The 19,786-nt window shown below is 75.3% G+C and carries 19 protein-coding genes; 11 read left to right on the forward strand and 8 right to left on the reverse strand.

Features of this window, described 5'->3' with window-relative positions:
• Nucleotides 1-60: 60 nt before the first annotated feature.
• Complete coding sequence (locus ACFVU3_RS33075; protein ID WP_390072106.1) at nucleotides 61-2,712, forward strand: helicase-associated domain-containing protein; 2,652 nt, start codon at nucleotides 61-63, stop codon at nucleotides 2,710-2,712.
• A 34-nt stretch (nucleotides 2,713-2,746) separates the two neighbouring features.
• Here ACFVU3_RS33075 and ACFVU3_RS33080 read toward each other — a convergent pair whose 3' ends face one another.
• Nucleotides 2,747-3,097, reverse strand: coding sequence for a hypothetical protein (locus tag ACFVU3_RS33080; RefSeq protein WP_390072108.1), 351 nt, complete (start codon nucleotides 3,095-3,097; stop codon nucleotides 2,747-2,749).
• 225 nt (nucleotides 3,098-3,322) lie between these two features.
• On the opposite strand from ACFVU3_RS33080, the gene ACFVU3_RS33085 reads away from it, so the two are divergent.
• Entirely contained in the window at nucleotides 3,323-4,963 is a 1,641-nt protein-coding gene (locus ACFVU3_RS33085; RefSeq protein WP_390072109.1) for a DNA repair helicase XPB, read from the forward strand.
• 24 nt (nucleotides 4,964-4,987) lie between these two features.
• On the opposite strand, the gene ACFVU3_RS33090 is transcribed toward ACFVU3_RS33085, so the two are convergent.
• Together ACFVU3_RS33090 and ACFVU3_RS33095 are read right to left on the reverse strand one after the other, a co-directional pair.
• On the reverse strand, nucleotides 4,988-5,302 hold the full coding sequence (locus tag ACFVU3_RS33090) for a hypothetical protein (protein WP_390072111.1): 315 nt from the start codon (nucleotides 5,300-5,302) through the stop codon (nucleotides 4,988-4,990).
• A 177-nt stretch (nucleotides 5,303-5,479) separates the two neighbouring features.
• The gene (locus tag ACFVU3_RS33095; RefSeq protein ID WP_390072113.1) at nucleotides 5,480-5,665 is read right to left on the reverse strand and encodes a hypothetical protein; all 186 of its coding nucleotides are present in this window, start codon (nucleotides 5,663-5,665) and stop codon (nucleotides 5,480-5,482) included.
• 246 nt (nucleotides 5,666-5,911) lie between these two features.
• Between ACFVU3_RS33095 and ACFVU3_RS33100 the strand changes: the two genes are divergently transcribed.
• Nucleotides 5,912-7,960: a HelD family protein gene (locus ACFVU3_RS33100; RefSeq protein WP_390072115.1), complete on the forward strand. Its 2,049-nt coding sequence runs from the start codon at nucleotides 5,912-5,914 to the stop codon at nucleotides 7,958-7,960.
• Between the two features lie 11 nt (nucleotides 7,961-7,971).
• On the opposite strand, the gene ACFVU3_RS33105 is transcribed toward ACFVU3_RS33100, so the two are convergent.
• The 5 genes from ACFVU3_RS33105 to ACFVU3_RS33125 form a co-directional block, all read right to left on the reverse strand.
• Nucleotides 7,972-8,406 carry a DUF6892 domain-containing protein gene (locus ACFVU3_RS33105; protein WP_390072117.1) on the reverse strand — a complete coding sequence of 145 codons (435 nt, stop codon included), beginning with the start codon at nucleotides 8,404-8,406 and terminating at the stop codon, nucleotides 7,972-7,974.
• Nucleotides 8,407-8,467: 61 nt separating this feature from the next.
• Entirely contained in the window at nucleotides 8,468-9,892 is a 1,425-nt protein-coding gene (locus tag ACFVU3_RS33110; RefSeq protein WP_390072118.1) for a hypothetical protein, read from the reverse strand.
• 157 nt (nucleotides 9,893-10,049) lie between these two features.
• A complete protein-coding gene (locus ACFVU3_RS33115) occupies nucleotides 10,050-10,952 on the reverse strand; it encodes an aminoglycoside phosphotransferase family protein (protein ID WP_390072120.1) in 903 nt (300 codons plus the stop codon).
• Nucleotides 10,953-11,019: 67 nt separating this feature from the next.
• Entirely contained in the window at nucleotides 11,020-11,718 is a 699-nt protein-coding gene (locus tag ACFVU3_RS33120; protein WP_390072121.1) for a copper homeostasis protein CutC, read from the reverse strand.
• A 51-nt stretch (nucleotides 11,719-11,769) separates the two neighbouring features.
• Nucleotides 11,770-12,762 carry a hypothetical protein gene (locus ACFVU3_RS33125; RefSeq protein ID WP_390072123.1) on the reverse strand — a complete coding sequence of 331 codons (993 nt, stop codon included), beginning with the start codon at nucleotides 12,760-12,762 and terminating at the stop codon, nucleotides 11,770-11,772.
• A 208-nt stretch (nucleotides 12,763-12,970) separates the two neighbouring features.
• Between ACFVU3_RS33125 and ACFVU3_RS33130 the strand changes: the two genes are divergently transcribed.
• The 8 genes from ACFVU3_RS33130 to ACFVU3_RS33165 all read left to right on the forward strand — a co-directional run bounded on the left by ACFVU3_RS33130 (nucleotide 12,971) and on the right by ACFVU3_RS33165 (nucleotide 19,690).
• Nucleotides 12,971-13,252 (forward strand): heavy-metal-associated domain-containing protein, encoded by a 282-nt coding sequence (locus ACFVU3_RS33130; protein ID WP_390072124.1) that lies wholly within the window; start codon nucleotides 12,971-12,973, stop codon nucleotides 13,250-13,252.
• A gap of 90 nt (nucleotides 13,253-13,342) precedes the next feature.
• Entirely contained in the window at nucleotides 13,343-15,607 is a 2,265-nt protein-coding gene (locus ACFVU3_RS33135; protein ID WP_390072126.1) for a heavy metal translocating P-type ATPase, read from the forward strand.
• Between the two features lie 50 nt (nucleotides 15,608-15,657).
• Nucleotides 15,658-15,939 carry a metal-sensitive transcriptional regulator gene (locus tag ACFVU3_RS33140; protein WP_031010474.1) on the forward strand — a complete coding sequence of 94 codons (282 nt, stop codon included), beginning with the start codon at nucleotides 15,658-15,660 and terminating at the stop codon, nucleotides 15,937-15,939.
• A gap of 169 nt (nucleotides 15,940-16,108) precedes the next feature.
• Complete coding sequence (locus tag ACFVU3_RS33145) at nucleotides 16,109-16,507, forward strand: BlaI/MecI/CopY family transcriptional regulator (protein WP_390072127.1); 399 nt, start codon at nucleotides 16,109-16,111, stop codon at nucleotides 16,505-16,507.
• The gene (locus tag ACFVU3_RS33150; RefSeq protein ID WP_390072129.1) at nucleotides 16,504-17,415 is read left to right on the forward strand and encodes a M56 family metallopeptidase; all 912 of its coding nucleotides are present in this window, start codon (nucleotides 16,504-16,506) and stop codon (nucleotides 17,413-17,415) included. The genes ACFVU3_RS33145 and ACFVU3_RS33150 overlap by 4 nt, the downstream gene beginning before the upstream one ends.
• A gap of 139 nt (nucleotides 17,416-17,554) precedes the next feature.
• Nucleotides 17,555-18,034, forward strand: a complete 480-nt coding sequence (locus ACFVU3_RS33155; protein ID WP_390072130.1) for a GNAT family N-acetyltransferase — start codon at nucleotides 17,555-17,557, stop codon at nucleotides 18,032-18,034.
• 255 nt (nucleotides 18,035-18,289) lie between these two features.
• The gene (locus ACFVU3_RS33160) at nucleotides 18,290-19,195 is read left to right on the forward strand and encodes an SAM-dependent methyltransferase (protein ID WP_390072132.1); all 906 of its coding nucleotides are present in this window, start codon (nucleotides 18,290-18,292) and stop codon (nucleotides 19,193-19,195) included.
• Nucleotides 19,196-19,219: 24 nt separating this feature from the next.
• Nucleotides 19,220-19,690 carry a Fur family transcriptional regulator gene (locus ACFVU3_RS33165; protein WP_390072133.1) on the forward strand — a complete coding sequence of 157 codons (471 nt, stop codon included), beginning with the start codon at nucleotides 19,220-19,222 and terminating at the stop codon, nucleotides 19,688-19,690.
• The last annotated feature ends 96 nt before the right edge of the window (nucleotides 19,691-19,786 follow it).

Raw genomic sequence — 19,786 nt, forward strand, 5'->3', positions numbered from 1 at the left:
CCGGCCGAACGCCGTCCCGGTCCTGACGGTAGCGCCTGTGCAGCGGATAACGTGGTGCGGATGGGGATCGGCGAGCTGGACCGGGAGGCGCACGTGCCCGAGGGACGTCCGAGTGGGACCGCGGCGAGCCCGCGCACGCTGGCCGAGGCGCTGCGGGCGCGCGGGGACGACGGGCTGGCGGCGCTGCTGCGGGCCCGCCCGGACCTGCTGGGACCGGTGCCGAACGATCTGACGCAGCTGGCGACCCGGGCCGGGACGCGGGCGTCGGTGGTGCGGGCGCTGGAGCGGCTCGACCGGTTCACGCTCCAGGTGGCCGAGACGCTGGCGGTGGCGCCGGACCCGGCTCCGTACCCGGTCCTGCTCGACCTGTTCGCCGGCGGCCAGGAGGTCCCGGAGATCGAGGAGGCGCTGCCCCGCGCGGTGGCGCTGCTGCGGGAGCAGGCGCTGGTGTGGGGCGAGGACGACCGGCTGCGGCTCGTGCGGACCGCGCGCGAGCTGCTGTCGCCGTCGCCGCAGCACCCCTCGCCCACCGGGCTCGGGCCGACCGTCGCGGAGGCGACGGCGGGGATGTCGCCGGGGCGGCTCCAGGAGATCGTGGCGGCGGCGGGGCTGCCGTCCACGCACGACCCGGTGTCGGCGGTCGCCGCGCTGACAGCGCTCTTCACCGACCGGGAGCGGATGGGGGCGCTGCTCGACACGGCGCCGCCGGAGGCGCTCTCCGTGCTCGACCGGCTGGTGTGGGGTCCGCCGTACGGCGAGGTGACGGCGAGGCCGACGCCGCCGGTGGGGTGGCTGCGGGACCGCGGTCTGCTGCTGCCGGTGTCGCCGCGCACGGTGGTGCTGCCGCGCGAGGTGGCGCTGCACCTGCGGGGCGGGCGGGCGCACCGGGCGCCGGAGCCGCGCGCGCCGGAGGTGGGGGTGGCGCGCGCGTACGGTCCCCAGGCTGTGGACGGGGCCGCGGCCGGGCAGGCGTACGCCGCCCTCGCGACCGTCGAGGAGCTGCTGAAGTCCTGGGACCACGGCGGCCCCGCGGTGCTGCGGGCCGGCGGCCTGGCGGTGCGGGACCTGAAGCGGACCGCGGCGGCGCTGGACGTGCCGGAGCCGGTGGCGGCCTTCTGGCTGGAGCTGGCGTACGGGGCGGGGCTGCTGGCCTCGGACGGCGAGGCGGACGAGCGGTACGCGCCGACGCCCGCGTACGACGACTGGCTCGACCAGCCGCCGGCCGAACGGTGGGCCCGGCTGGTCACCTCCTGGCTGGCGGCGACCCGCACCCCGGGCCTCGTCGGCGGACAGGACGCGAAGGGCCGGACGCTGTCCGCGCTCGGCCCGGACCTGGACCGCGCGGCGGCGCCGGAGGTGCGCCACCGGGTCCTCGGCCTGCTGGCCACGCTGCCGCCGGGCACCGCGGCCGACCCGGAGAGCCTGCTGGCCCGGCTGCGCTGGGAGCGGCCGTCGCGGGGCGGGTCCGGCTCCGCCGCGAGCCGTACGGGCGGGCCGCCGGCCCCCGCGGCGGACCCGGGCGCCGAGCCCGGAGCGGCGGGGGCGTGGGCCTCCGCGACCCGGCCCGCCGGGGCGCCCGCGCAGCCCGCGGCCGCCCGGCCCGCCGCCGATCTGCGGGAGCGGCTCGCCCGCTGGGTGCTCGGCGACGCCGAACTGCTGGGGATCACCGGCCGCGGCGCGCTGTCCACGGCCGCCCGGGCGCTGCTCAACCTGCCGCTCGGGAAGGCCGCCGGGCCGGCCGCCGAGGGCGGCGGGGTGGAGCCGGAGGTGGCGGCGGAGCGCGCGGCGGAACTCCTCGAACCGCTGCTCCCGCAGGCCGTCGACCACGTCCTCCTCCAGGCCGACCTGACCGCCGTCGCCCCCGGCCCGCTGCTGCGCCCGCTGGCCGAGGCGCTCTCGGTCCTGGCGGACGTGGAGTCGAAGGGTGGCGCGACGGTCTACCGCTTCACGGCCGGTTCGGTGCGGCGCGCCCTCGACACCGGCCGCTCCGCGTCCGACCTGCACGCCTTCCTGGCCGCGCACGCCCGTACGCCGGTGCCGCAGCCGCTCGCGTACCTCATCGACGACGTGGCGCGGAAGCACGGGCACCTGCGGATCGGGGCGGCGTCCGCGTACGTCCGCTGCGACGACGACGCCCTGCTCGGCGAGATCCTGGCCGACCGCCGCTCCGCCCCGCTGCGGCTGCGCCGCCTCGCGCCGACGGTCCTGGCGGCGCAGTCGGACCCGGCGTCGCTGCTCGAAGGGCTGCGGTCGATGGGGTACGCGCCGGCCGCCGAGTCGGCGGAGGGCGACGTCCTGATCACCCGGGCCGACGCCCACCGCACCCCGCCCCGGACGGCCCCGGCGCCCGTCCCCGACGGCCCGCCGGCCCCGGACGCGACCCTGCTCACGGCGGCGGTCCGGGCGATCCGGGCGGGCGACCGCGCCGCCACGGCGGTCCGCAAGGAGCCCGCCGCCCCCGCCGCCTCCGGCGGTCTCCCCCGCACCTCGGCGGCGGAGACGCTGGCCACCGTCCAGGCCGCGGCCCTCACGGGCTCCGCCGTCTGGATCGGGTACGTCAACGCCGAGGGCGCCGCCAGCCAGCGGGTCATCGCCCCCGTCCGCGTGGAGGGCGGCTTCGTCACCGGCTACGACCACACGGCCGACGAGGTCAGGACGTATCCGCTGCACCGCATCACGGGCGTGGCGGAGCTGGCGGACGAGGAGGTCTGAGGCGGGCCGGGGGACGGCCGGGCGCGGGCGCGGCTCAGGAGGACGCGTTCCCCGTCACCAGCATCACGAGGAGGACGACGACGCCGAGACCGCCCAGGATCTGGGGGTAGGCCGCGGCGATCGCGCAGGCGAGACCGGCGAGACCGATCCGGGTGCGGCGGCGGCGGGTCGTCCGGGCGAGGAACCAGCCCGGCAGGGCCACCAGGAGCGGCACCAGGAACGACACGGCGATCACCACGGGGTGCGCCGACAGCAGCTCGACGGTGCTGCCGGTGAGCAGCAGGAGCACCGGCGCGCCGAGCGTCCCGGCCAGCGGGGCGACCCACCACAGGGGGTCGGGGGCGTCGGCGGGGCGGGTCCGGGGCGTCCAGGCGGTCTGTGTCATGCCCCCATCCCATCTCCCCGCGCCCCGCCGCCGCCTCCGCGCACGTACTCATCCGCCCGCGCCCGGATACCCATCCGGCCCCCGCCTCTCCCCCTCGCCGCCCCCTTCCCGGCGGTTCGTCCGTCTCCGTCGTGGCGGCCCGCTCCACCGACCGGCCCCGCATCGGGCAGACTGGAGGATTGGCCGTTACGGGAACGGCCGGCTGCCGGAAGGACCTGATCACGCGTGAACGGGCCACTCATCGTCCAGAGCGACAAGACGCTGCTCCTCGAGGTCGACCACGAGCTCGCCGAGGCGTGCCGTCGGGCGATCGCGCCCTTCGCCGAGCTGGAGCGGGCACCCGAGCACATCCACACGTACCGGGTGACGCCGCTCGGTCTGTGGAACGCCCGGGCCGCCGGCCACGACGCCGAACAGGTCGTGGACGCGCTCGTGGAGTACTCCCGCTACCCGGTGCCGCACGCGCTCCTCGTCGACATCGCCGAGACCATGGACCGCTACGGGCGGCTCACGCTCTCCAAGCACCCCACGCACGGCCTCGTGCTGACCACGACGGACCGGCCCGTCCTGGAGGAGATCCTCCGCTCGAAGCGGGTGCAGCCGCTCGTCGGGGCGCGGATCGACCCCGACACCGTCGTCGTGCACCCGTCCGAGCGGGGCCAGATCAAGCAGACGCTGCTGAAGCTGGGCTGGCCCGCCGAGGACCTCGCCGGATACGTCGACGGCGAGGCGCACGCGATCGACCTCGCCGAGGACGGCTGGAGCCTGCGGCCGTACCAGCAGCACGCCGTCGAGGGCTTCTGGCACGGCGGCTCCGGTGTCGTCGTGCTGCCCTGCGGCGCGGGGAAGACGCTGGTCGGGGCGGGGGCGATGGCGAAGGCGAAGGCGACGACGCTGATCCTCGTCACCAACACCGTCTCCGCCCGGCAGTGGAAGAACGAGCTGGTGAAGCGGACCTCGCTGACCGAGGACGAGATCGGCGAGTACTCCGGCACGAAGAAGGAGATCCGGCCGGTCACCATCGCCACCTACCAGGTCCTCACGACCAAGCGGAAGGGCGTCTACCCGCACCTGGAGCTCTTCGACTCCCGCGACTGGGGCCTGATCGTCTACGACGAGGTGCACCTGCTGCCCGCGCCGGTCTTCAAGTTCACCGCCGACCTCCAGGCCCGCCGGCGTCTCGGCCTCACCGCCACCCTGGTGCGCGAGGACGGCAAGGAGGCGGACGTCTTCTCGCTGATCGGGCCCAAGCGGTTCGACGCGCCGTGGAAGGAGATCGAGGCGCAGGGGTACATCGCGCCCGCCGACTGCGTCGAGGTGCGGGTGAACCTCACCGAGTCGGAGCGGCTGGCGTACGCGACGGCCGAGGCGGAGGAGAAGTACCGCTTCTGCGCGACGACGGCGACCAAGCGGCGGGTGACCGAGGCGCTGGTGAGGAAGTTCGCCGGACAGCAGATCCTCGTCATCGGCCAGTACATCGACCAGCTCGACGAGCTCGGCGCGCACCTCGACGCCCCGGTCATCAAGGGCGAGACGTCGAACAAGGAGCGGGAGCGGCTCTTCGACGCCTTCCGCAACGGCGAGATCAACGTCCTCGTCGTCTCGAAGGTCGCCAACTTCTCCATCGACCTGCCCGAGGCGACGGTCGCCATCCAGGTGTCCGGCACCTTCGGCTCCCGGCAGGAGGAGGCACAGCGCCTCGGCCGCGTCCTGCGCCCGAAGGCCGACGGCCACCAGGCCCACTTCTACTCGGTCGTCGCCCGCGACACCATCGACCAGGACTTCGCCGCCCACCGGCAGCGCTTCCTGGCGGAGCAGGGGTACGCCTACCGGATCGTCGACGCGGACGAGCTGCTGGCGCCCTGACCCGCCCGGCCGCCCGGGACGGGCTCAGTCCATCAGTGCCAGGACCGGGCCCGCGAGGGCCAGGGCGTACTGGGCGGCGACGAAGGCGCGGCGGGGTGCGGCGAGGGCCACCACGCCCGCCAGGGCGGCGAGGCCCACCGCCCAGAAGCCGGCCGTGACGAAGCCCCCGCCGACGCCGTCGCCGGAGACCGCGTCGGTGAGGGTGACCGCCATGGTGGCCACCAGGCAGACCGCGACGAGCAGCAGGCCGACGCCCGCGGCGATCCGCGGGGCGGAGGAGTGCGGGGCGGCACCGGGAGCGGTGCCGGGGTCGGGGGTGGTGCCCGGTGTCGTCGTCATGCCCCGATCCCACCACCCCGCCGCCCCGGCCGGCGGCCGTGCGGATACTCAACCGCCCCGGGGCGGGTACTCAGCTCCGCCCGGGCGGGCCGGTCCGGCGGGGGCGCGCCGGGGCGGGTCCGTCCGTGCCGGGCGCGCCCGGGGGGCTTCAGTCCCGGCGCCCGCGCCCGGGGGGCTTCAGTCCCGGCCCGGCGCGTGCGCGGGGCGGGGGTTCCTGACGGCCGCGCCGGTGGGGGCGGGGGTGCCGAGGAGGGCGACGTCCAGGGCCGCGCCGCCGAAGGCGCGGGCCGCGCGGAGGGCCGTCGCGGCGAGGCGGCGGGGGCGGGGGACGGTGGTCACGAGGGTGAAGGTCGTCGCGGTCATGACTCCATGATGGAATCCGGACATTCCCCGCACATCGCCCTGGGGGTGGAATCCGTGTCCCCCTTACGGCGGACCCCTCCCCTACGGGAAATCGATTCGCCCAGGTCCCCCGCCCGGAGCTAGAATCACCCGCTTCCCCGCCTCCCGTCCCGCCGCGCGGCACGAGGAGCGCGCCGCCGCCCGGTCGGAAACCGGCGGCCACATCGACGTGTCCGTGTGTCCGTATGCCCGACCGGAGGCTTCACCGTGTCCGCAGCTGTGCCCACCGACGACCCGCTCGTGCGCGAGCGGTCCCACCTCTCCGCCTCCCGCGCAGCGCTGCGCGCGATGCGCGAGGAGGTGGAGGCGCTGGACATCAAGGACGTCACCGCGAACTGGGTCAACTCGATCGTCCTGGAGCGGCAGATCGAGGACCGCATCAAGGCGCTCGCGGACCTCGCCCACACCCCGCTCTTCTTCGGCAGGCTCGACTACCTGCCGCCCACCCAGCACGGGCAGCGCTTCTACATCGGCCGCCGGCACGTCCACGACGCGCACGGCGACCCCATGGTCATCGACTGGCGCGCGCCCGTCTCCCAGCCGTACTACCAGGCGTCGAAGAAGGACCCGCGGGACGTGGGGCTGCGCCGCCGCTTCGGCTACACGGGCGGCGAGCTCACCGCCTACGAGGACGAGCACCTGTCCGACCCGGCCGAGCTGGAGCGGACCAGCCGGCTGCTCCAGGCGGAGATCGAGCGGCCGCGCGTGGGCCCCATGCGGGACATCGTGGCGACGATCCAGCCGGAGCAGGACGAGATCGTCCGCTCCGGCCTGTCCGGCACGCTGTGCGTGCAGGGAGGCCCCGGCACCGGCAAGACGGCCGTCGGCCTGCACCGTGTCGCCTATCTGCTGTACGCCCACCGGGAGCGGCTGGCCCGCACCGGCACCCTCGTCATCGGCCCGAACCGGTCCTTCCTCCAGTACATCGAGCAGGTGCTGCCCGCCCTGGGCGAGCTGGAGGTGAAGCAGGCGACCGTCGACGACCTCGTCGCGCACGTGGAGGTGCGCGGCACCGACGAGGCGGCGACGGCGGTCGTGAAGGGCGACGCCCGGATGGCGGAGGTGCTGCGGCGGGCGGTCCGCTCGCACGTGAAGCTGCCGGCCGAGCCGCTGATGGTGGTCCGCGGCTCGCGCCGCTGGCGGGTCCCGGCGTACGAACTGGAGGAGATTGTCCGCGAGCTGACGGAGCGTGACATCCGGTACGGGGCGGCCCGCGAGGCGCTCCCGCAGCGGATCGCGCACGCCGTCCTGGTGCGGATGGAGCAGGCCGGCGAGGCGCCCGACGACCGGGTGCAGAACGCGGTCGCCCGGAACGCGGCCGTGAAGGCCGTCGTGAAGGAGTGCTGGCCGCCGGTCGAGCCGGCGAAGCTGGTGCTGCGGCTGCTGAGCGATCCGGAGTTCCTGGCGGAGCACGCGGCGGGGCTGCTGAGCGACGAGGAGCAGAAGCTGCTCCTCTGGGCGAAGCCCGCCCGCAGCGTGAGGACGGCGAAGTGGTCGGCGGCGGACACGGTCCTCATCGACGAGGCGACGGACCTGGTCGAGCGGACCCACTCGCTCGGGCACGTGGTCCTCGACGAGGCGCAGGACCTGTCCCCCATGCAGTACCGGGCGGTGGGCCGGCGGTGCACGACCGGTTCGGCGACGGTCCTCGGCGACCTGGCGCAGGGCACCACGCCGTGGGCCACCCGGAGCTGGGAGACCGCCCTCGCGCACCTCGGCAAGCCGGAGGCGCGGGTGGAGGAGCTGACGGCCGGCTTCCGCGTGCCGAGCGAGGTCATCGCGTACGCGTCCCGGCTGCTGCCGCACATGGCGCCGGGGCTCGCGCCGGTGGAGTCGGTCCGGGAGAACCCGGGCGACTTCGGGATCCGCGAGGCGGCGGAGGACTCCGCCGGGGCGGTGGTGGCCGCGTGCGCGGACGCGCTCGCGCACGAGGGCTCGATCGGCCTGATCGCCGCCGACGCGCGGATCGCCCCGCTGGCGGCGGCCCTCGACGCGGCGGGGATGCCGTACCTCGCCCCCGGCGAGGAGACGACCGCCGAGTCGCGGCTCACGCTGGTCCCGGCGTCGCTCGCGAAGGGCCTGGAGTACGACTACGTGGTCCTCGACGAGCCCGCGGCCGTCGTCGACGGCGAGCCCGACGAGCGGACGGGCCTGCGCCGCCTCTACGTGGCGCTGACCCGTGCCGTCTCCGGTCTGACGATCGTCCACGCGGCCCCGCTGCCCGGGCAGCTGGAGCCGGTGGCGGCGCGGGGCTGAGCGGCCCCCGGTCAGTCGGTGGCGATGCCCCGCGCGGCGAAGATCTCCGCCGCGCCGGGCACCGCGAGCACACCGTCCTCCACGAAGGTGACCTCGCGGAGGTTGGGCAGCAGGTCGAGGTCGTCGAGCGACCGCACGTCGAAGAGGTCGTCCTCGCCGTCCCAGGCCGGGGCGCAGTGGCGGAAGACGTCCGTCCCGGCGTCGAAGCACAGCTCCTCGACGCCGGCGAGCAGCTCGGCCGGGATCTCCAGCGCCTCGAAGTACTCCCGGGACTCCGGCAGCACCTCCTCGGCGAGGCCGTTCTCCAGGACGTGGGAGACGGGGTCACCGATGCCCCGCCCGGCCAGCCGCGCGTTCAGGTCGTAGACCGGGAGGAGCGTCCCCTCCCGGTACATGAGCTCCTCGATGACGAGCAGCTTGAGGTTGAAGTCGTGGAACCGAGTCATGGGGACAGGGGTACCACGGCGGTGCGACAGTCCCCGCGGGGCGTCAGTCGCCGGCGGGGCGTCAGTCGCCGGCGGGGCGGAGGAAGTCGCCGCCGACGGAGCGGGCCGTGGCCTCGACCTCCTCGCGGTCCTCGCCCCCCGCCGTGAACAGGGCCATGCCGAGGCTCCCCTTGTCGGCCCACATGCACAGGCCCCGGAGCGTCCCGGAGGACGTCTCGGTGTAGCGGGCACACTGCATCCAGCCGCCGTACGGGCCCGCGCCGGCCTCCCAGGAGTCGTGGACGGTGCCGGCCGCCCCCGCCATCGCCTCGAAGGCCGCCCCGTCGCGCACGTCCGACTCCCGCGCCTCGTGGAAGTCGCCGACGACGACGGCCACCAGGTACGCGGCAGCGGCGTCGGGGGTGGCGTCCTTCTCGACGTAGACGCGGGCCGCCGATCGCGTCGGCGCGAAGCCGGGCAGGGACCGGAAGGGTTCGAACTCCTCCCGGAGGTCGTACCCGGTCAGGCCCCGGTACGTGTCGTGGGCGACGATCTCGTAGCGCGGGTAGGAGAGGGAGGCGGCGTACGCCGTGCCGCCGGCGAGCAGCGCGAGCGCGAGGCCGGCGCCGGCGAAGGCGTACTCGCGCCGGGTGACGCGCGGCACGGGCGGCAGTTCGGGCGCCGCGGGGACGTCGCTCCCGCCGTCCGGGGAGGGCGCGGGGTCCGCCACGGCCTCGGCCGTCCGGGCCGCCGCCCGTTCGCGGGCCGCCCGCAGGTGCCCGCGGAGGCCGAGGAACGGCAGGGCCAGCAGCAGGCCGATGCCGCTCGCCACGCCGTAGGGGACCTGCGGCAGGACGGTGAGGCGCAGGACGACGAGCAGGACGACGGCCGCGCCGACGGCGAGGCGGTATTCGAGGCCCCGGAGCAGCAGGAAGCGCGGCCAGGCACGGCCGGGGGCGGCGAGTGCGGCGGTGGTCTCGGCGAGGACGGCGAGCCTCAGGTCGTGCGGGGCGGCGGCGGCCCAGTCGGCGGTCCGGGCGGCGGCCGCCTCGGGCGTGGGCCCGTCGGCGAGGGCGCGGGCCGCGTCGTAGGTCTGCACGCGGCGCTCCGAGGCGGCGGCCCTGGTGCCGGTGGCGACGGTGGTCCCGGCCGACTCGGCGCGCCGCAGCTCGGGCGAGTCCGGGGCGAGTTCGCGCAGCCGGGCGAGGACGGACTCGCCGCGGGCGCGCCGCCCGGGGCGCTCGAACGCGTCGGTGCGGGCGCAGAGTTCGGCGTATCCGCCGAGGAGCGCGATGTCGTCGGGGAAGGCGTCGAGGCCCTGCCGGAAGACCCGTTCGGCGTGGTCGTCGTGGTCGTCGTCGTCCTCGGCCATGTGCGCGCGGGCGAGCGCGAGGTAGAGCCCGGCGTCGGGTCCGTCGGCGTCGAGCGCGTCCCGCGCGGCGGCCCGCGCCTCTCCCGGCCGCCCGGCGGCGGTGAGCGCCTCGGCGCGTGTACGGATGTCGTTCAAGAGAGTCCCCACCCTGATGGAAACGGCCGGGTCGAGCCCCGGCCGCGAGCGCCACCCTGACCTGGGATCGGAATCTCTGTCAACCATGTTCGTGCGCCTTTGACCTGGCCTTTCTCTGTACATTCGGGCACAACCGGACGCGCTGGGAGGGGTTTGGTCAGACGAACTCGGGCAGCGCCTCGGTCCAGGTCCGGCGGGCGACGGCGGCGAGGACGGGATGGGGGGACGGGGCGGTGCCGGGGCCGCCGGAGTCGCCGTAGTAGTGGTCGGTGACGAGGCCCCAGCAGAGGGCCCAGCCGCGGCCGCGCGCCCAGGTGGCGTCGTCGACGCGGGAGGCGGTGCGGAAGAGGGGGCGGGTGGCGGGGGTGAGGAGGGTCCAGGCGGGCATGAGGTCGACGGCGGGGTCACCGGTGCCGAGGCAGCCGAAGTCGATGACGGCGCTGAGCCGTCCGTCGCGGGTGAGCAGGTTGCCCGGCAGCAGGTCGCCGTGGAGCCACACCGGCGCGCGGTCCCACGCGGGGAGCGCGAGGACCTCCTCCCAGGCGGCGAGCGCGGTCCGCTCGTCGAGCAGTCCGGCGGCGGCGAGCGCGGAGACGGCCGTCGGCAGGAAGCCGCCCTCCCACTCGGTGACGGCGCCGCCGCGGAAGGAGCGGGGTCCGCCGGTGGCGTCGACCGCCCGCAGGGCGACACCGAACCGCCCCAGTTCCCCGGCGGCGTGGGCGAGGTCGGTGACGGGCGCGGTCCAGGCGTCGGCGCCGTCCAGCCACGCGTACACCCCCCATGCCCGCCCGAACCCCTCTCCGGGGACGCCGGCGCCGACGGGCACCGGGACGGGCAGCGGCAGCGCGGGCGCGAGCCGGGGCAGCCACCGCTGCTCCTTCTCGGCCTGCCCGTCCGCCCATTCCGCCTCGGGCAGCCGGACGACGAGCTCGTCGCCGAGCCGGAACATCGCGTTGTCGGTGCCGGCCGAGGTCACCTTCCGCACGTCGAGTCCCGCCCACCGCGGGAACTGGGCGGCGACGAGCCGCCGTACGAGTCCTTCGTCGATTCCGTCCGCCATGCGGGGAGGCTAACGAGGGAACGGGGGGCGGCACGAAGGGTTTTCACCGCCCCCGGGGGCGGGCGGGTCAGGCGTCGACCGCCTCCCGCCAGGTGCGGACCGCGTCCGCGGAGACGGGGGCGGTCCAGCCCTGGGGGCGGGCGGCGCCACCGATGTGGAAGGCGGTGAGGCCGGCGGCGCGCAGCCGCGGGAGGTGGTCGAGGCGGAGACCGCCGCCGACGAGGATCTGGGGCTCGTAGCCGGGCTCGCCGGTGCGGGCGGCCTCGGCCTCCAGGACCGGGAGGCCGGCGTCGACGCCGGTGGCGGAGCCCGCGGTGAGGTAGGTGTCGAGGCCGGGGAGGTCGGCGAGGCGCTTGCGGAGGCCGTCGCGGTCGGCGGCGCGGTCGATGGCGCGGTGGAAGGTCCAGCGGGCGCCGTCGAGGACCGCGATGAGCCGTTCGACGGCGACGAGGTCGGGCGCGCCGTCGGGGGTGAGGAAGCCGAGGACGAACTGGTCCGCGCCGGCGGCGCGGAGCTCCGTGGCCCGGGCGACCAGCGCGTCGAGATCCGCGGGGCCCCCGGCGGCGAAGCCGTCCGCCAGGCGGAGCATCACGCGGAGCGGGATGTCGACCGCGCGGCGGATGGCCGTGAAGCCGGCCGTCGACGGGGTGAGGCCGTCCGCCGCCATGTCGGTGACGAGTTCGAGGCGGTCGGCGCCCCCGGTCTGGGCGGCGACCGCGTCCTGCTCGTCGAGGGCGATCACCTCCAGGACAGCACGGTTGCTCATTGCGCCCATTCCTCCATGAATGACGGCTACAGGTCTAGTCCAATGACCAGACTAGCCGTGCGAGTGACCTCCCGCATCGTGCTCGGCCGTCTCCGAGGCCGTGCCGGACGGCGTCGCCGCGGGCGCCGGGGCGGTGCCCGGAGCCCCCGCCTTCACCGTGAACGCCGCCGTGCGGACCTTGCCCTCGTGCTGGAAGTCGAGGAAGAGGCGGTACGTGCCCGCGCTCGGCGCGGTCGCCGTGAAGGAGACGTCGGGGCCGGGGCCGCCCTCGTTGGGGTGGACGTGGAGGTAGGCGAGGTCGCCCTGGCGGAGCGCGACCAGGTGTCCGTACGCGCCGAGGTAGGGCTCCAGGTCGGTGACCGGCCTGCCGCCCTTGGTGACGGTGAGGCGCAGCTCGCCGGCCTTGCCGGGGTCGAGGGTGCCGCCGAGGCGGACCTGGTAGCCGTCGACGGTGGCGGTGGGAGCGGCGGCGGGGAGCGGCCGGGGGGTGTAGGCGCCGGGGACGCCGAGGTCGACGCCGAGGGTGAGGCCCTTGGCGCCCTTCGCGGCGGGCTTGAAGTCGGCGAACGCCTTGTAGCCGCCGGCGGCCGGGAGGTCGGCCTCGACGGTCCAGGTGCCGTCGGCCGCCTTCTCGGGGTGGAGGTGGCGGAAGACCGTCAGGTCGCGCGAGGCGACGATGAAGTGGAGCTCCTTGCCGTGCTCGGTGGTGAAGGCGGTGACCTTCCTGCCGCCGGCGTCCTCGATGGCGAACTTCAGGGTGCTGCGGCCGACGGGCGGGGCGGGGGTCTCCAGGGCGAGGGTGTAGCCGCCGTCGGAGACCTGGAGGCCGCCGGGGAGTTCGGCGCCGGCCTGGGCGGGGGCCTCCTCGTGGCCGGCGTGGCCGCCCGCGGAGGCGCTGGGCTCGGGCGTGGCGGCGGCGTGCTCGCCGTGTCCGGCCTTCGCCGGCTCCTCCACCGGGCCGACGCCCTTCCCGACGCCGTACGCGGTGCCGAAGGTCGCGGCGAGTGCGGCGGCGAAGGCGGTGATCTTCACTCCGGTGTTCATGGCTGCTCTCCCATGTCGGACGCGCCTGCGGTTGCGGGTGCGCGGTGGCGGTGTTCCTCGTTCTCTGCACTTCACCATACCCCTGGGGGGTATCAAGTCAAGTCGGGGCGACACTTGCGTCGGATACCACCGGGGGGTATACATGGATCCACACCGCCGATACCCCCCGAGGGTATCCCGGTCCCTTGGACACACGATGGAGGACGACATGGGTTCCTGCTGCACCCCCGACAACAGCTGCTCGACCGGCACCACCACCGCGGTCGCCGTCGCCGACGCCACCAGCACCGTCTACGCGGTCTCGGGCATGACCTGCGGCCACTGCAGGACCGCGATCACCACCTCCGTCGGCGCGCTGGAGGGCGTCCTCTCCGTGGACGTCGACGTCGACGGCGGCCTGGTGACCGTCACCACGGACGGCGCGCCCGACGACGCCGCCATCACCGCGGCGGTCGACGACGCGGGCTACGAGCTGACCGGCCGCGCCTGACCGGCGGCACCTGACCGATCCGGCCGCCGGGGCCCGTCCCGCACCCCCGCCCGGGCCCCGGCCCCCGCCCGTACTCCCGAGGAGCAGGAAATGACCACGACGACCCCCGGCACCGCCCAGGTCGAGCTCGCCATCGGCGGCATGACCTGCGCCTCGTGCGCGGCCCGGATCGAGAAGAAGCTCAACCGCATGGACGGGGTCGAGGCCACCGTCAACTACGCCACCGAGAAGGCGAAGGTCACCTTCGCCGCCGACATCCCGGTCGCCGACCTGATCGCGACCGTCGAGGCGACCGGCTACACCGCCGAGGAGCCGGCGCCCCCGAAGGCCGACGCCCCCGGCGACAGCGGCCCCACCGACGAGGAGAAGGCCGACGAGGAGCTGCGGCCGCTGAAGCAGCGGCTGATCACCGCCGTCTCGCTCGCCGTCCCCGTCATCGCGATGGCGATGGTCCCGGCGCTCCAGATCGAGTACTGGCAGTGGCTGAGCCTCACGCTCGCCGCGCCCGTCGTCGTCTACGCCGCCTGGCCCTTCCACAAGGCCGCCTGGACCAACGCGAAGCACGGCGCGGCCACCATGGACACCCTGATCTCGGTCGGCACGATCGCCGCGTTCCTGTGGTCCCTGTGGGCGCTCTTCTTCGGCACCGCCGGCACGCCGGGCATGACGCACCCCTTCGAGTTCACCATCGCCCGCACCGACGGCGCCGGGAACATCTACCTGGAGGCCGCCGCCGGCGTCACCGCCTTCATCCTGGCGGGCCGCTACTTCGAGGCCCGCTCGAAGCGGAAGGCCGGCGCCGCGCTCAAGGCGCTGATGCAGCTGGGCGCCAAGGAAGTCACCGTCATCAAGAACGGGCGCGAGGTCACCGTGCCCACCGCCGAACTCCAGGTCGGGGACCGCTTCCTGGTCCGCCCGGGCGAGAAGATCGCCACCGACGGCACCGTCGTCGAGGGCTCCTCCGCCGTCGACGCCTCCATGCTCACCGGCGAGTCCGTGCCGGTCGAGGTCTCCGCCGGCGACTCCGTCACCGGCGCCACCCTGAACGCCGGCGGCCGCCTGGTCGTCGAGGCCACCCGCGTCGGCGCCGACACCCAGCTCGCCCGGATGGCGAAGCTCGTCGAGGACGCGCAGAACGGCAAGGCCGCCGCCCAGCGCCTCGCCGACAGGATCTCGGCCGTCTTCGTGCCGATCGTCATCGCGCTCTCGCTCGGCACCCTCGGCTTCTGGCTCGGCACCGGCCAGGGCCTGACCGCCGCCTTCACCGCCGCCGTCGCCGTCCTGATCATCGCCTGCCCGTGCGCCCTGGGCCTGGCCACCCCGACCGCCCTCATGGTCGGCACCGGCCGCGGCGCGCAGCTCGGCATCCTGATCAAGGGCCCCGAGGTCCTGGAGACCACCCGCAAGGTCGACACCATCGTCCTGGACAAGACCGGCACCGTCACCACCGGCCGGATGACCCTCCTCAAGGTCCACACCGCCGCCGGCACGGACGAGGCCGACGTGCTGCGCCTGGCCGGCGCCCTGGAGCACTCCTCCGAGCACCCGATCGCCCAGGCCGTCGCCACCGGCGCCGCCGCGAAGGTCGGCACCCTGCCCACCCCCGAGGACTTCGCCAACATCCCCGGTCTCGGCGTCCAGGGCGTCGTCGACGGCCACGCCGTCCTGGTCGGCCGCGAGAAGCTCCTGGAGGAGTGGGCGATGTCCCTCCCGGCGAGCCTCAAGGCCGCGAAGGACGCGGCGGAGAAGGCCGGGAGGACGGCCATCGCGGTCGCCTGGGACGGGGAGGCCCGCGCGGTCCTGGAGGTCGCGGACGCGGTCAAGGAGACCAGCGCGGAGGCGATCCGCCGGCTCAAGGGCCTCGGGCTCACCCCGATCCTGCTGACCGGCGACAACAAGGCGGTCGCGGAGGCCGTCGCCGCCGAGGTCGGCATCGGCGAGGTCATCGCCGAGGTCATGCCGCAGGACAAGGTGGACGTCGTCAAGAAGCTCCAGGCCGAGGGCCGTTCGGTCGCCATGGTCGGCGACGGCGTCAACGACGCCGCCGCGCTCGCCCAGGCCGACCTGGGCCTGGCGATGGGCACCGGCACGGACGCCGCCATCGAGGCCGGCGACCTGACCCTCGTCCGGGGCGACCTGCGGGCCGCGGCGGACGCCATCCGGCTCTCCCGCAAGACCCTCGGCACCATCCGGTCCAACCTCTTCTGGGCCTTCGCCTACAACGTGGCCGCCCTGCCGCTCGCCGCGGCCGGACTGCTCAACCCGATGATCGCCGGCGCCGCGATGGCCTTCTCCTCGGTCTTCGTGGTCGGCAACAGCCTGCGGCTGCGCGGCTTCCAGGCCGCGGACAAGTGACCCCCTCCCTCCCTACCGACTCCTCTCCACCGATGTGACGGGAGCCCGCCGTGGCCGGTTACGTGCAGCACAAGGAAGACATCATCAGAAGGCTCCGGCGGATCGAGGGACAGGTCCGGGGGGTGCAGCGGATGGTCGACGAGGACGTCTACTGCATCGACGTCCTGACCCAGGTCTCCGCGATCAACGCGGCCCTCCAGTCCTGCGCCGTCGCCCTCCTCGACGAACACCTGAGCTGCTGCGTCACCGAGGCCATCGCCGCCGGCGGGGACCAGGCCAAGGTCAAGGTCGGCGAGGCGTCGAAGGCGATCGCCCGGCTGATCCGGACCTGACGGAGTCCGCCACCGCCCCCGTGCCGGAGGCCCGCGACAGCGGGCCGCCGCACGGGGGCGGCGGCCGTGCACGGGGCCGCCAGGAACCCGCCACCCTACCCCTGGGGGGTATACCTCGGGCGGGTGTGCGACCCGTACGATGAGCCGCCCGCGAGGGGAGGGGATGCACGTGCGCCGGCTGGGAGAGCTGGAGGCCGAGATCATGGACCGGCTGTGGGCCTGGCAGCGGCCCGCCACCGTCCGCGAGATCGTCGACGACATCAACCGCGGCCGCCGGGTCGCCTACACCACCGTCATGACGGTGGCCGACATCCTGCACCGCAAGGGCTGGCTCCGCCGCGAGAAGGCGGGCCGCGCCTGGCTCTACGAACCCGTGCGCGGCCGCGAGGAGTACACCGCCGGCCTCATGCGCGACGCCCTCGGCGACAGCCAGGACCGCCCCGCCGCCCTGCTCCGCTTCGTCGAGGCCATCTCCGACGAGGACGTCGAGGCCCTCGACGCGGCCCTGCGCACGGCGCGCGGCGAGCTCGACGCGGGGACCGGGACCGCGCGGGGAGGCCGCGCGTGAACCACCACGCCCTCGTCCCCCTCGGACTCGCGCTGCTCTCCGGCCTCGTCGTGCCCTGGCTGCTGGTCCGGGCCCGCTGGGCCCAGCAGGTGCCCCGGCTCGCCGTCACCGTCTGGGCCGCCTGCGGCGCCGTCTTCACCGTGGCGTGCGCCCTGCTCCCCGCGCAGCTGCTGCTGCCGAACGTGTCCAGCCACCGGCTCACCGACATGGTCCTGACGCTCCGGCTCCCCGCCCCCGGGGAGCTGCTCGCCCTGCGCGGGCGGGAGGCGGCCGCGCTGGGCGTGGCCGCCGCCGTCCTCGCCGTGCCCACCGCCGCGTTCGCCCGCGGACTGCTGCGGGCCCGCCGGGCCCGCCGGGCGCACGGGGACGTGCTGCGCCTGATCGGCCGGTACGACCCCGAGCTGCGCGCCACCGTCCTCGACCACGCCCGGCCCGCCGTCTACTGCCTGCCCGGCCGCAGCCGGCGGGTCGTCGTCTCTTCCGGCGCCGTCTCCACGCTCACCCCCGCGCAGCTCGCCGCCGCCCTCGCCCACGAGCGGGCGCACATCACGGGCCGGCACCATCTGCTCGTCGCCGCCGCCGAGGCGTTCGGCACGGTCTTCCGGCGGCTGCCGCTCGCCCGGCACGGCTCCGCGGCGGTCCCGCTGCTCCTGGAGATGGCCGCCGACGACCGGGCGCTGCGCCGCTGCACCCGCGACGCGCTCGCCACCGCGCTCTACGCCCTCGCGGCGGGCCGGGCGCCGCGTGCCGCCTTCGCCGCCGGCGGCCCCTCGGCCGCCCTCCGGATGCGCCGGATCCTCACCCCGCACCGGGCGGGACACCCCGTGCTGCGCGGGCTGCTGACGATCGGCGCGGCGGCTCTCGCGATGGCTCCGCTCGTCGTCGCCTGTTGTTCCTTCCCGGCCTAATGTCCGGACCAACTCGGCTATTTACTAAGCGAATTCGTAGATTTCGCATCGGTCACGCACCCGGGAATCGGTCGCTATTGTGGGTACGTTGGGGCTCCGGCTCACCACGGCGCTCGACACGGCGAAGGGTACAGATCCAATGCAGCTCGCTGGCGTCCGTACGGCAGCGGCCGGGGACGCGACGACGATATCCCGGCTGCTCGCCGACGCGATCCGGAGCAGCTATGCCGGAATGCTGGACGAAATCCCGTTGCGCCGGCTGATCTCCACACAATGCGCGCTGCCGCGGATACGCGCGGAAATAGAAATTCCGGGGGGCGCCCCCGGCTGGCTCGGCTGGCTGGTCGCGGAGAACCCGGAGGGCCGGCTCGTCGGCGCCGCCGCCTGCGGGGTCCCGGTGCCGGGCGAGGGCGAGCTGTACGCGCTGGCGGTCGAGGAGGGCGCGCGCCGCCGGGGGGTCGGTACGGCCCTGCTGGCGGCGGCCACCGACCGGACGCGGGAGTACGACGCCCGGGAGCAGCGGGTGCAGCTGCCGGTGGAGGCGGACCCGGCCCTGCCGTTCTACCGCGACCAGGGTTTCGCGTCCCTGGGCCCGACGCGCTGGGGCCGCGCGGTCTGACCCCGCCCCCGCTCCCCGCTCCCCCATTCCCCCGGCCCCTTCCCTCCCGCCCCTCCCCTCCCGCCCCGCCCTCCCCCTGCGGTCGGCCCTCTCCTCCCGGCGGGCCGTGGCAGATCCACGCCATCGCGTGTTCACGCAGCCCGATCCGGTGGATCGGGGCTCCCTCCGCAGGTCAGGATGGTCGCGGCGGCGTGGTCCCGGCGGCACGGGCCCCCCGCCCGGACGGCATGGACCGAGCGAGCCCCTGGAGGAGCGATGCACACCCCGAGCGGCACTTCCCTGCCCGCCGTGCCCGCAGCGCTCGCGCCGGTCCTGCCGTCCCGATACGACCGGGAGCGGACGCCCGCCACCGGGACGGGGGTGCGGATCGCCCCCGACTCCCTGCCCGGCCTGGAGTCCGTCGCCGCGATGGACGAGCGGTCCGTCTGGCTGCACGACGCCCTGCTCGGCCCGCACAGCGCGGACATCGTCCGGTACCTCGGCCTCGCCCGCTCCACCGGCGGACCCGTCCTGGACCTCGGCTCCGGCGCGGGACGGCTCGCCGTCCCCTTCGCCCGCCACGGCTTCGCCGTGGAGGCCGTGGACCGGGACGCCTCCGCACTGGAGCGCCTCGACGCCTGGGCCCGCCGGATCGGCCCGCAGGTGGCCGGCCTGGTGGTGACGCACCGCGCGGACCTCACGGAGCTGCGGCTGCGCGGGAGTTACCGGCTCGCGCTGCTCGCGGGCGCCATGGTCTCGGCGGTGCCGCCGGCCCGGCGGCCGGGCCTGCTGCGGGAGGTCGCGGGGCACCTGGAGTCGGGCGGGGCGCTGGCCCTGGACTACACGGCGCACCTCCGGCCGGGGCTGGTGGCGGAGCCGCGCAGGACCTGGGCGTTCCAGGTGCCGCGGTTCGACGGGATCGACGAGTGGGTGGTGGCCCGGCAGGACTTCGACCTGGGGGCGATGAGCGAGCGGATCACGTACTGCACGGCCAGGACCGGGAAGCTCTCCACGGAGCGGACGGTGCTGACCACCGACAAGTGGATCGTGGACCAGGACCGGCTGGCGGCCGAACTGCACTCGGCGGGGCTGCACATCGAGGGCCGGCGGCGGCAGCGGATCGACGAGCGCACGGAGTCGGTGCTGCTGGTGTGCCGTCCGGACGACCGGCGCACCGCCTGACGGGGCGGACCGGCAAGAGGTACGATGCCCGCAAACGTTTGGGCGGACCAGATGGGCGAGAGGGCAGTCGTGGAAGAGCTGACGGGCCGCGAGGCGGTGATCCAGCGCCTGCGGGACGTGGGCCTGCGGGTCACCGGGCCGCGCCTGGAGGTCCTCTCGGTGCTCGCCGCCGGCGGCCACCTCGACGTCGAGGCGATCACCGCGACCGCCCGTGAGCGGCTGGGCACGCTCACCAGCCAGGCCGTCTACGAGATGCTCCGCCACTTCCAGGAGACCGGCCTGGTCGGCAAGTTCGACCGCCCCGGGCTCCCGGCCGTCTTCGAGATCTCCGGCCCTCCGCACCAGCACGCCCTCTGCCTGCGCTGCGGCCGGGTGGAGAACGTGACCGCGCCCGCGCCCGCCCCGCCGCGCGGCAGCCTGCCCGGATGGCGGACCGCCGAGACCGAGCTGGTCTTCAAGGGGCTGTGCCCCGATTGCGCGGAAGAGTCCGCCTGATCCCGCTCGTGCGGCTTCGCCCGTGAACATCGTGCGGAACGTTCGAATGTGTGGCAGGGTCTGCCGGGGCGTTTTTCAACGGGATCCGCGCGATCC

The organism is Streptomyces sp. NPDC058052 (assembly GCF_042885515.1).
Classification (GTDB): domain Bacteria; phylum Actinomycetota; class Actinomycetes; order Streptomycetales; family Streptomycetaceae; genus Streptomyces.

Excerpts from the sequence above, each read along its gene's own strand:
- ACFVU3_RS33160 (WP_390072132.1), top strand. The coding sequence starts at position 18,290 with ATGCACACCCCGAGCGGCACTTCCCTGCCCGCCGTGCCCGCAGCGCTC.
- ACFVU3_RS33090 (WP_390072111.1), bottom strand. The coding sequence starts at position 5,302 with ATGACGACGACACCGGGCACCACCCCCGACCCCGGCACCGCTCCCGGT.
- ACFVU3_RS33125 (WP_390072123.1), bottom strand. The coding sequence starts at position 12,762 with ATGAACACCGGAGTGAAGATCACCGCCTTCGCCGCCGCACTCGCCGCG.
- ACFVU3_RS33080 (WP_390072108.1), bottom strand. The coding sequence starts at position 3,097 with ATGACACAGACCGCCTGGACGCCCCGGACCCGCCCCGCCGACGCCCCC.
- ACFVU3_RS33115 (WP_390072120.1), bottom strand. The coding sequence starts at position 10,952 with ATGGCGGACGGAATCGACGAAGGACTCGTACGGCGGCTCGTCGCCGCC.
- ACFVU3_RS33075 (WP_390072106.1), top strand. The coding sequence starts at position 61 with ATGGGGATCGGCGAGCTGGACCGGGAGGCGCACGTGCCCGAGGGACGT.
- ACFVU3_RS33120 (WP_390072121.1), bottom strand. The coding sequence starts at position 11,718 with ATGAGCAACCGTGCTGTCCTGGAGGTGATCGCCCTCGACGAGCAGGAC.
- ACFVU3_RS33095 (WP_390072113.1), bottom strand. The coding sequence starts at position 5,665 with ATGACCGCGACGACCTTCACCCTCGTGACCACCGTCCCCCGCCCCCGC.
- ACFVU3_RS33155 (WP_390072130.1), top strand. The coding sequence starts at position 17,555 with ATGCAGCTCGCTGGCGTCCGTACGGCAGCGGCCGGGGACGCGACGACG.
- ACFVU3_RS33165 (WP_390072133.1), top strand. The coding sequence starts at position 19,220 with ATGCCCGCAAACGTTTGGGCGGACCAGATGGGCGAGAGGGCAGTCGTG.
- ACFVU3_RS33130 (WP_390072124.1), top strand. The coding sequence starts at position 12,971 with ATGGGTTCCTGCTGCACCCCCGACAACAGCTGCTCGACCGGCACCACC.
- ACFVU3_RS33135 (WP_390072126.1), top strand. The coding sequence starts at position 13,343 with ATGACCACGACGACCCCCGGCACCGCCCAGGTCGAGCTCGCCATCGGC.
- ACFVU3_RS33105 (WP_390072117.1), bottom strand. The coding sequence starts at position 8,406 with ATGACTCGGTTCCACGACTTCAACCTCAAGCTGCTCGTCATCGAGGAG.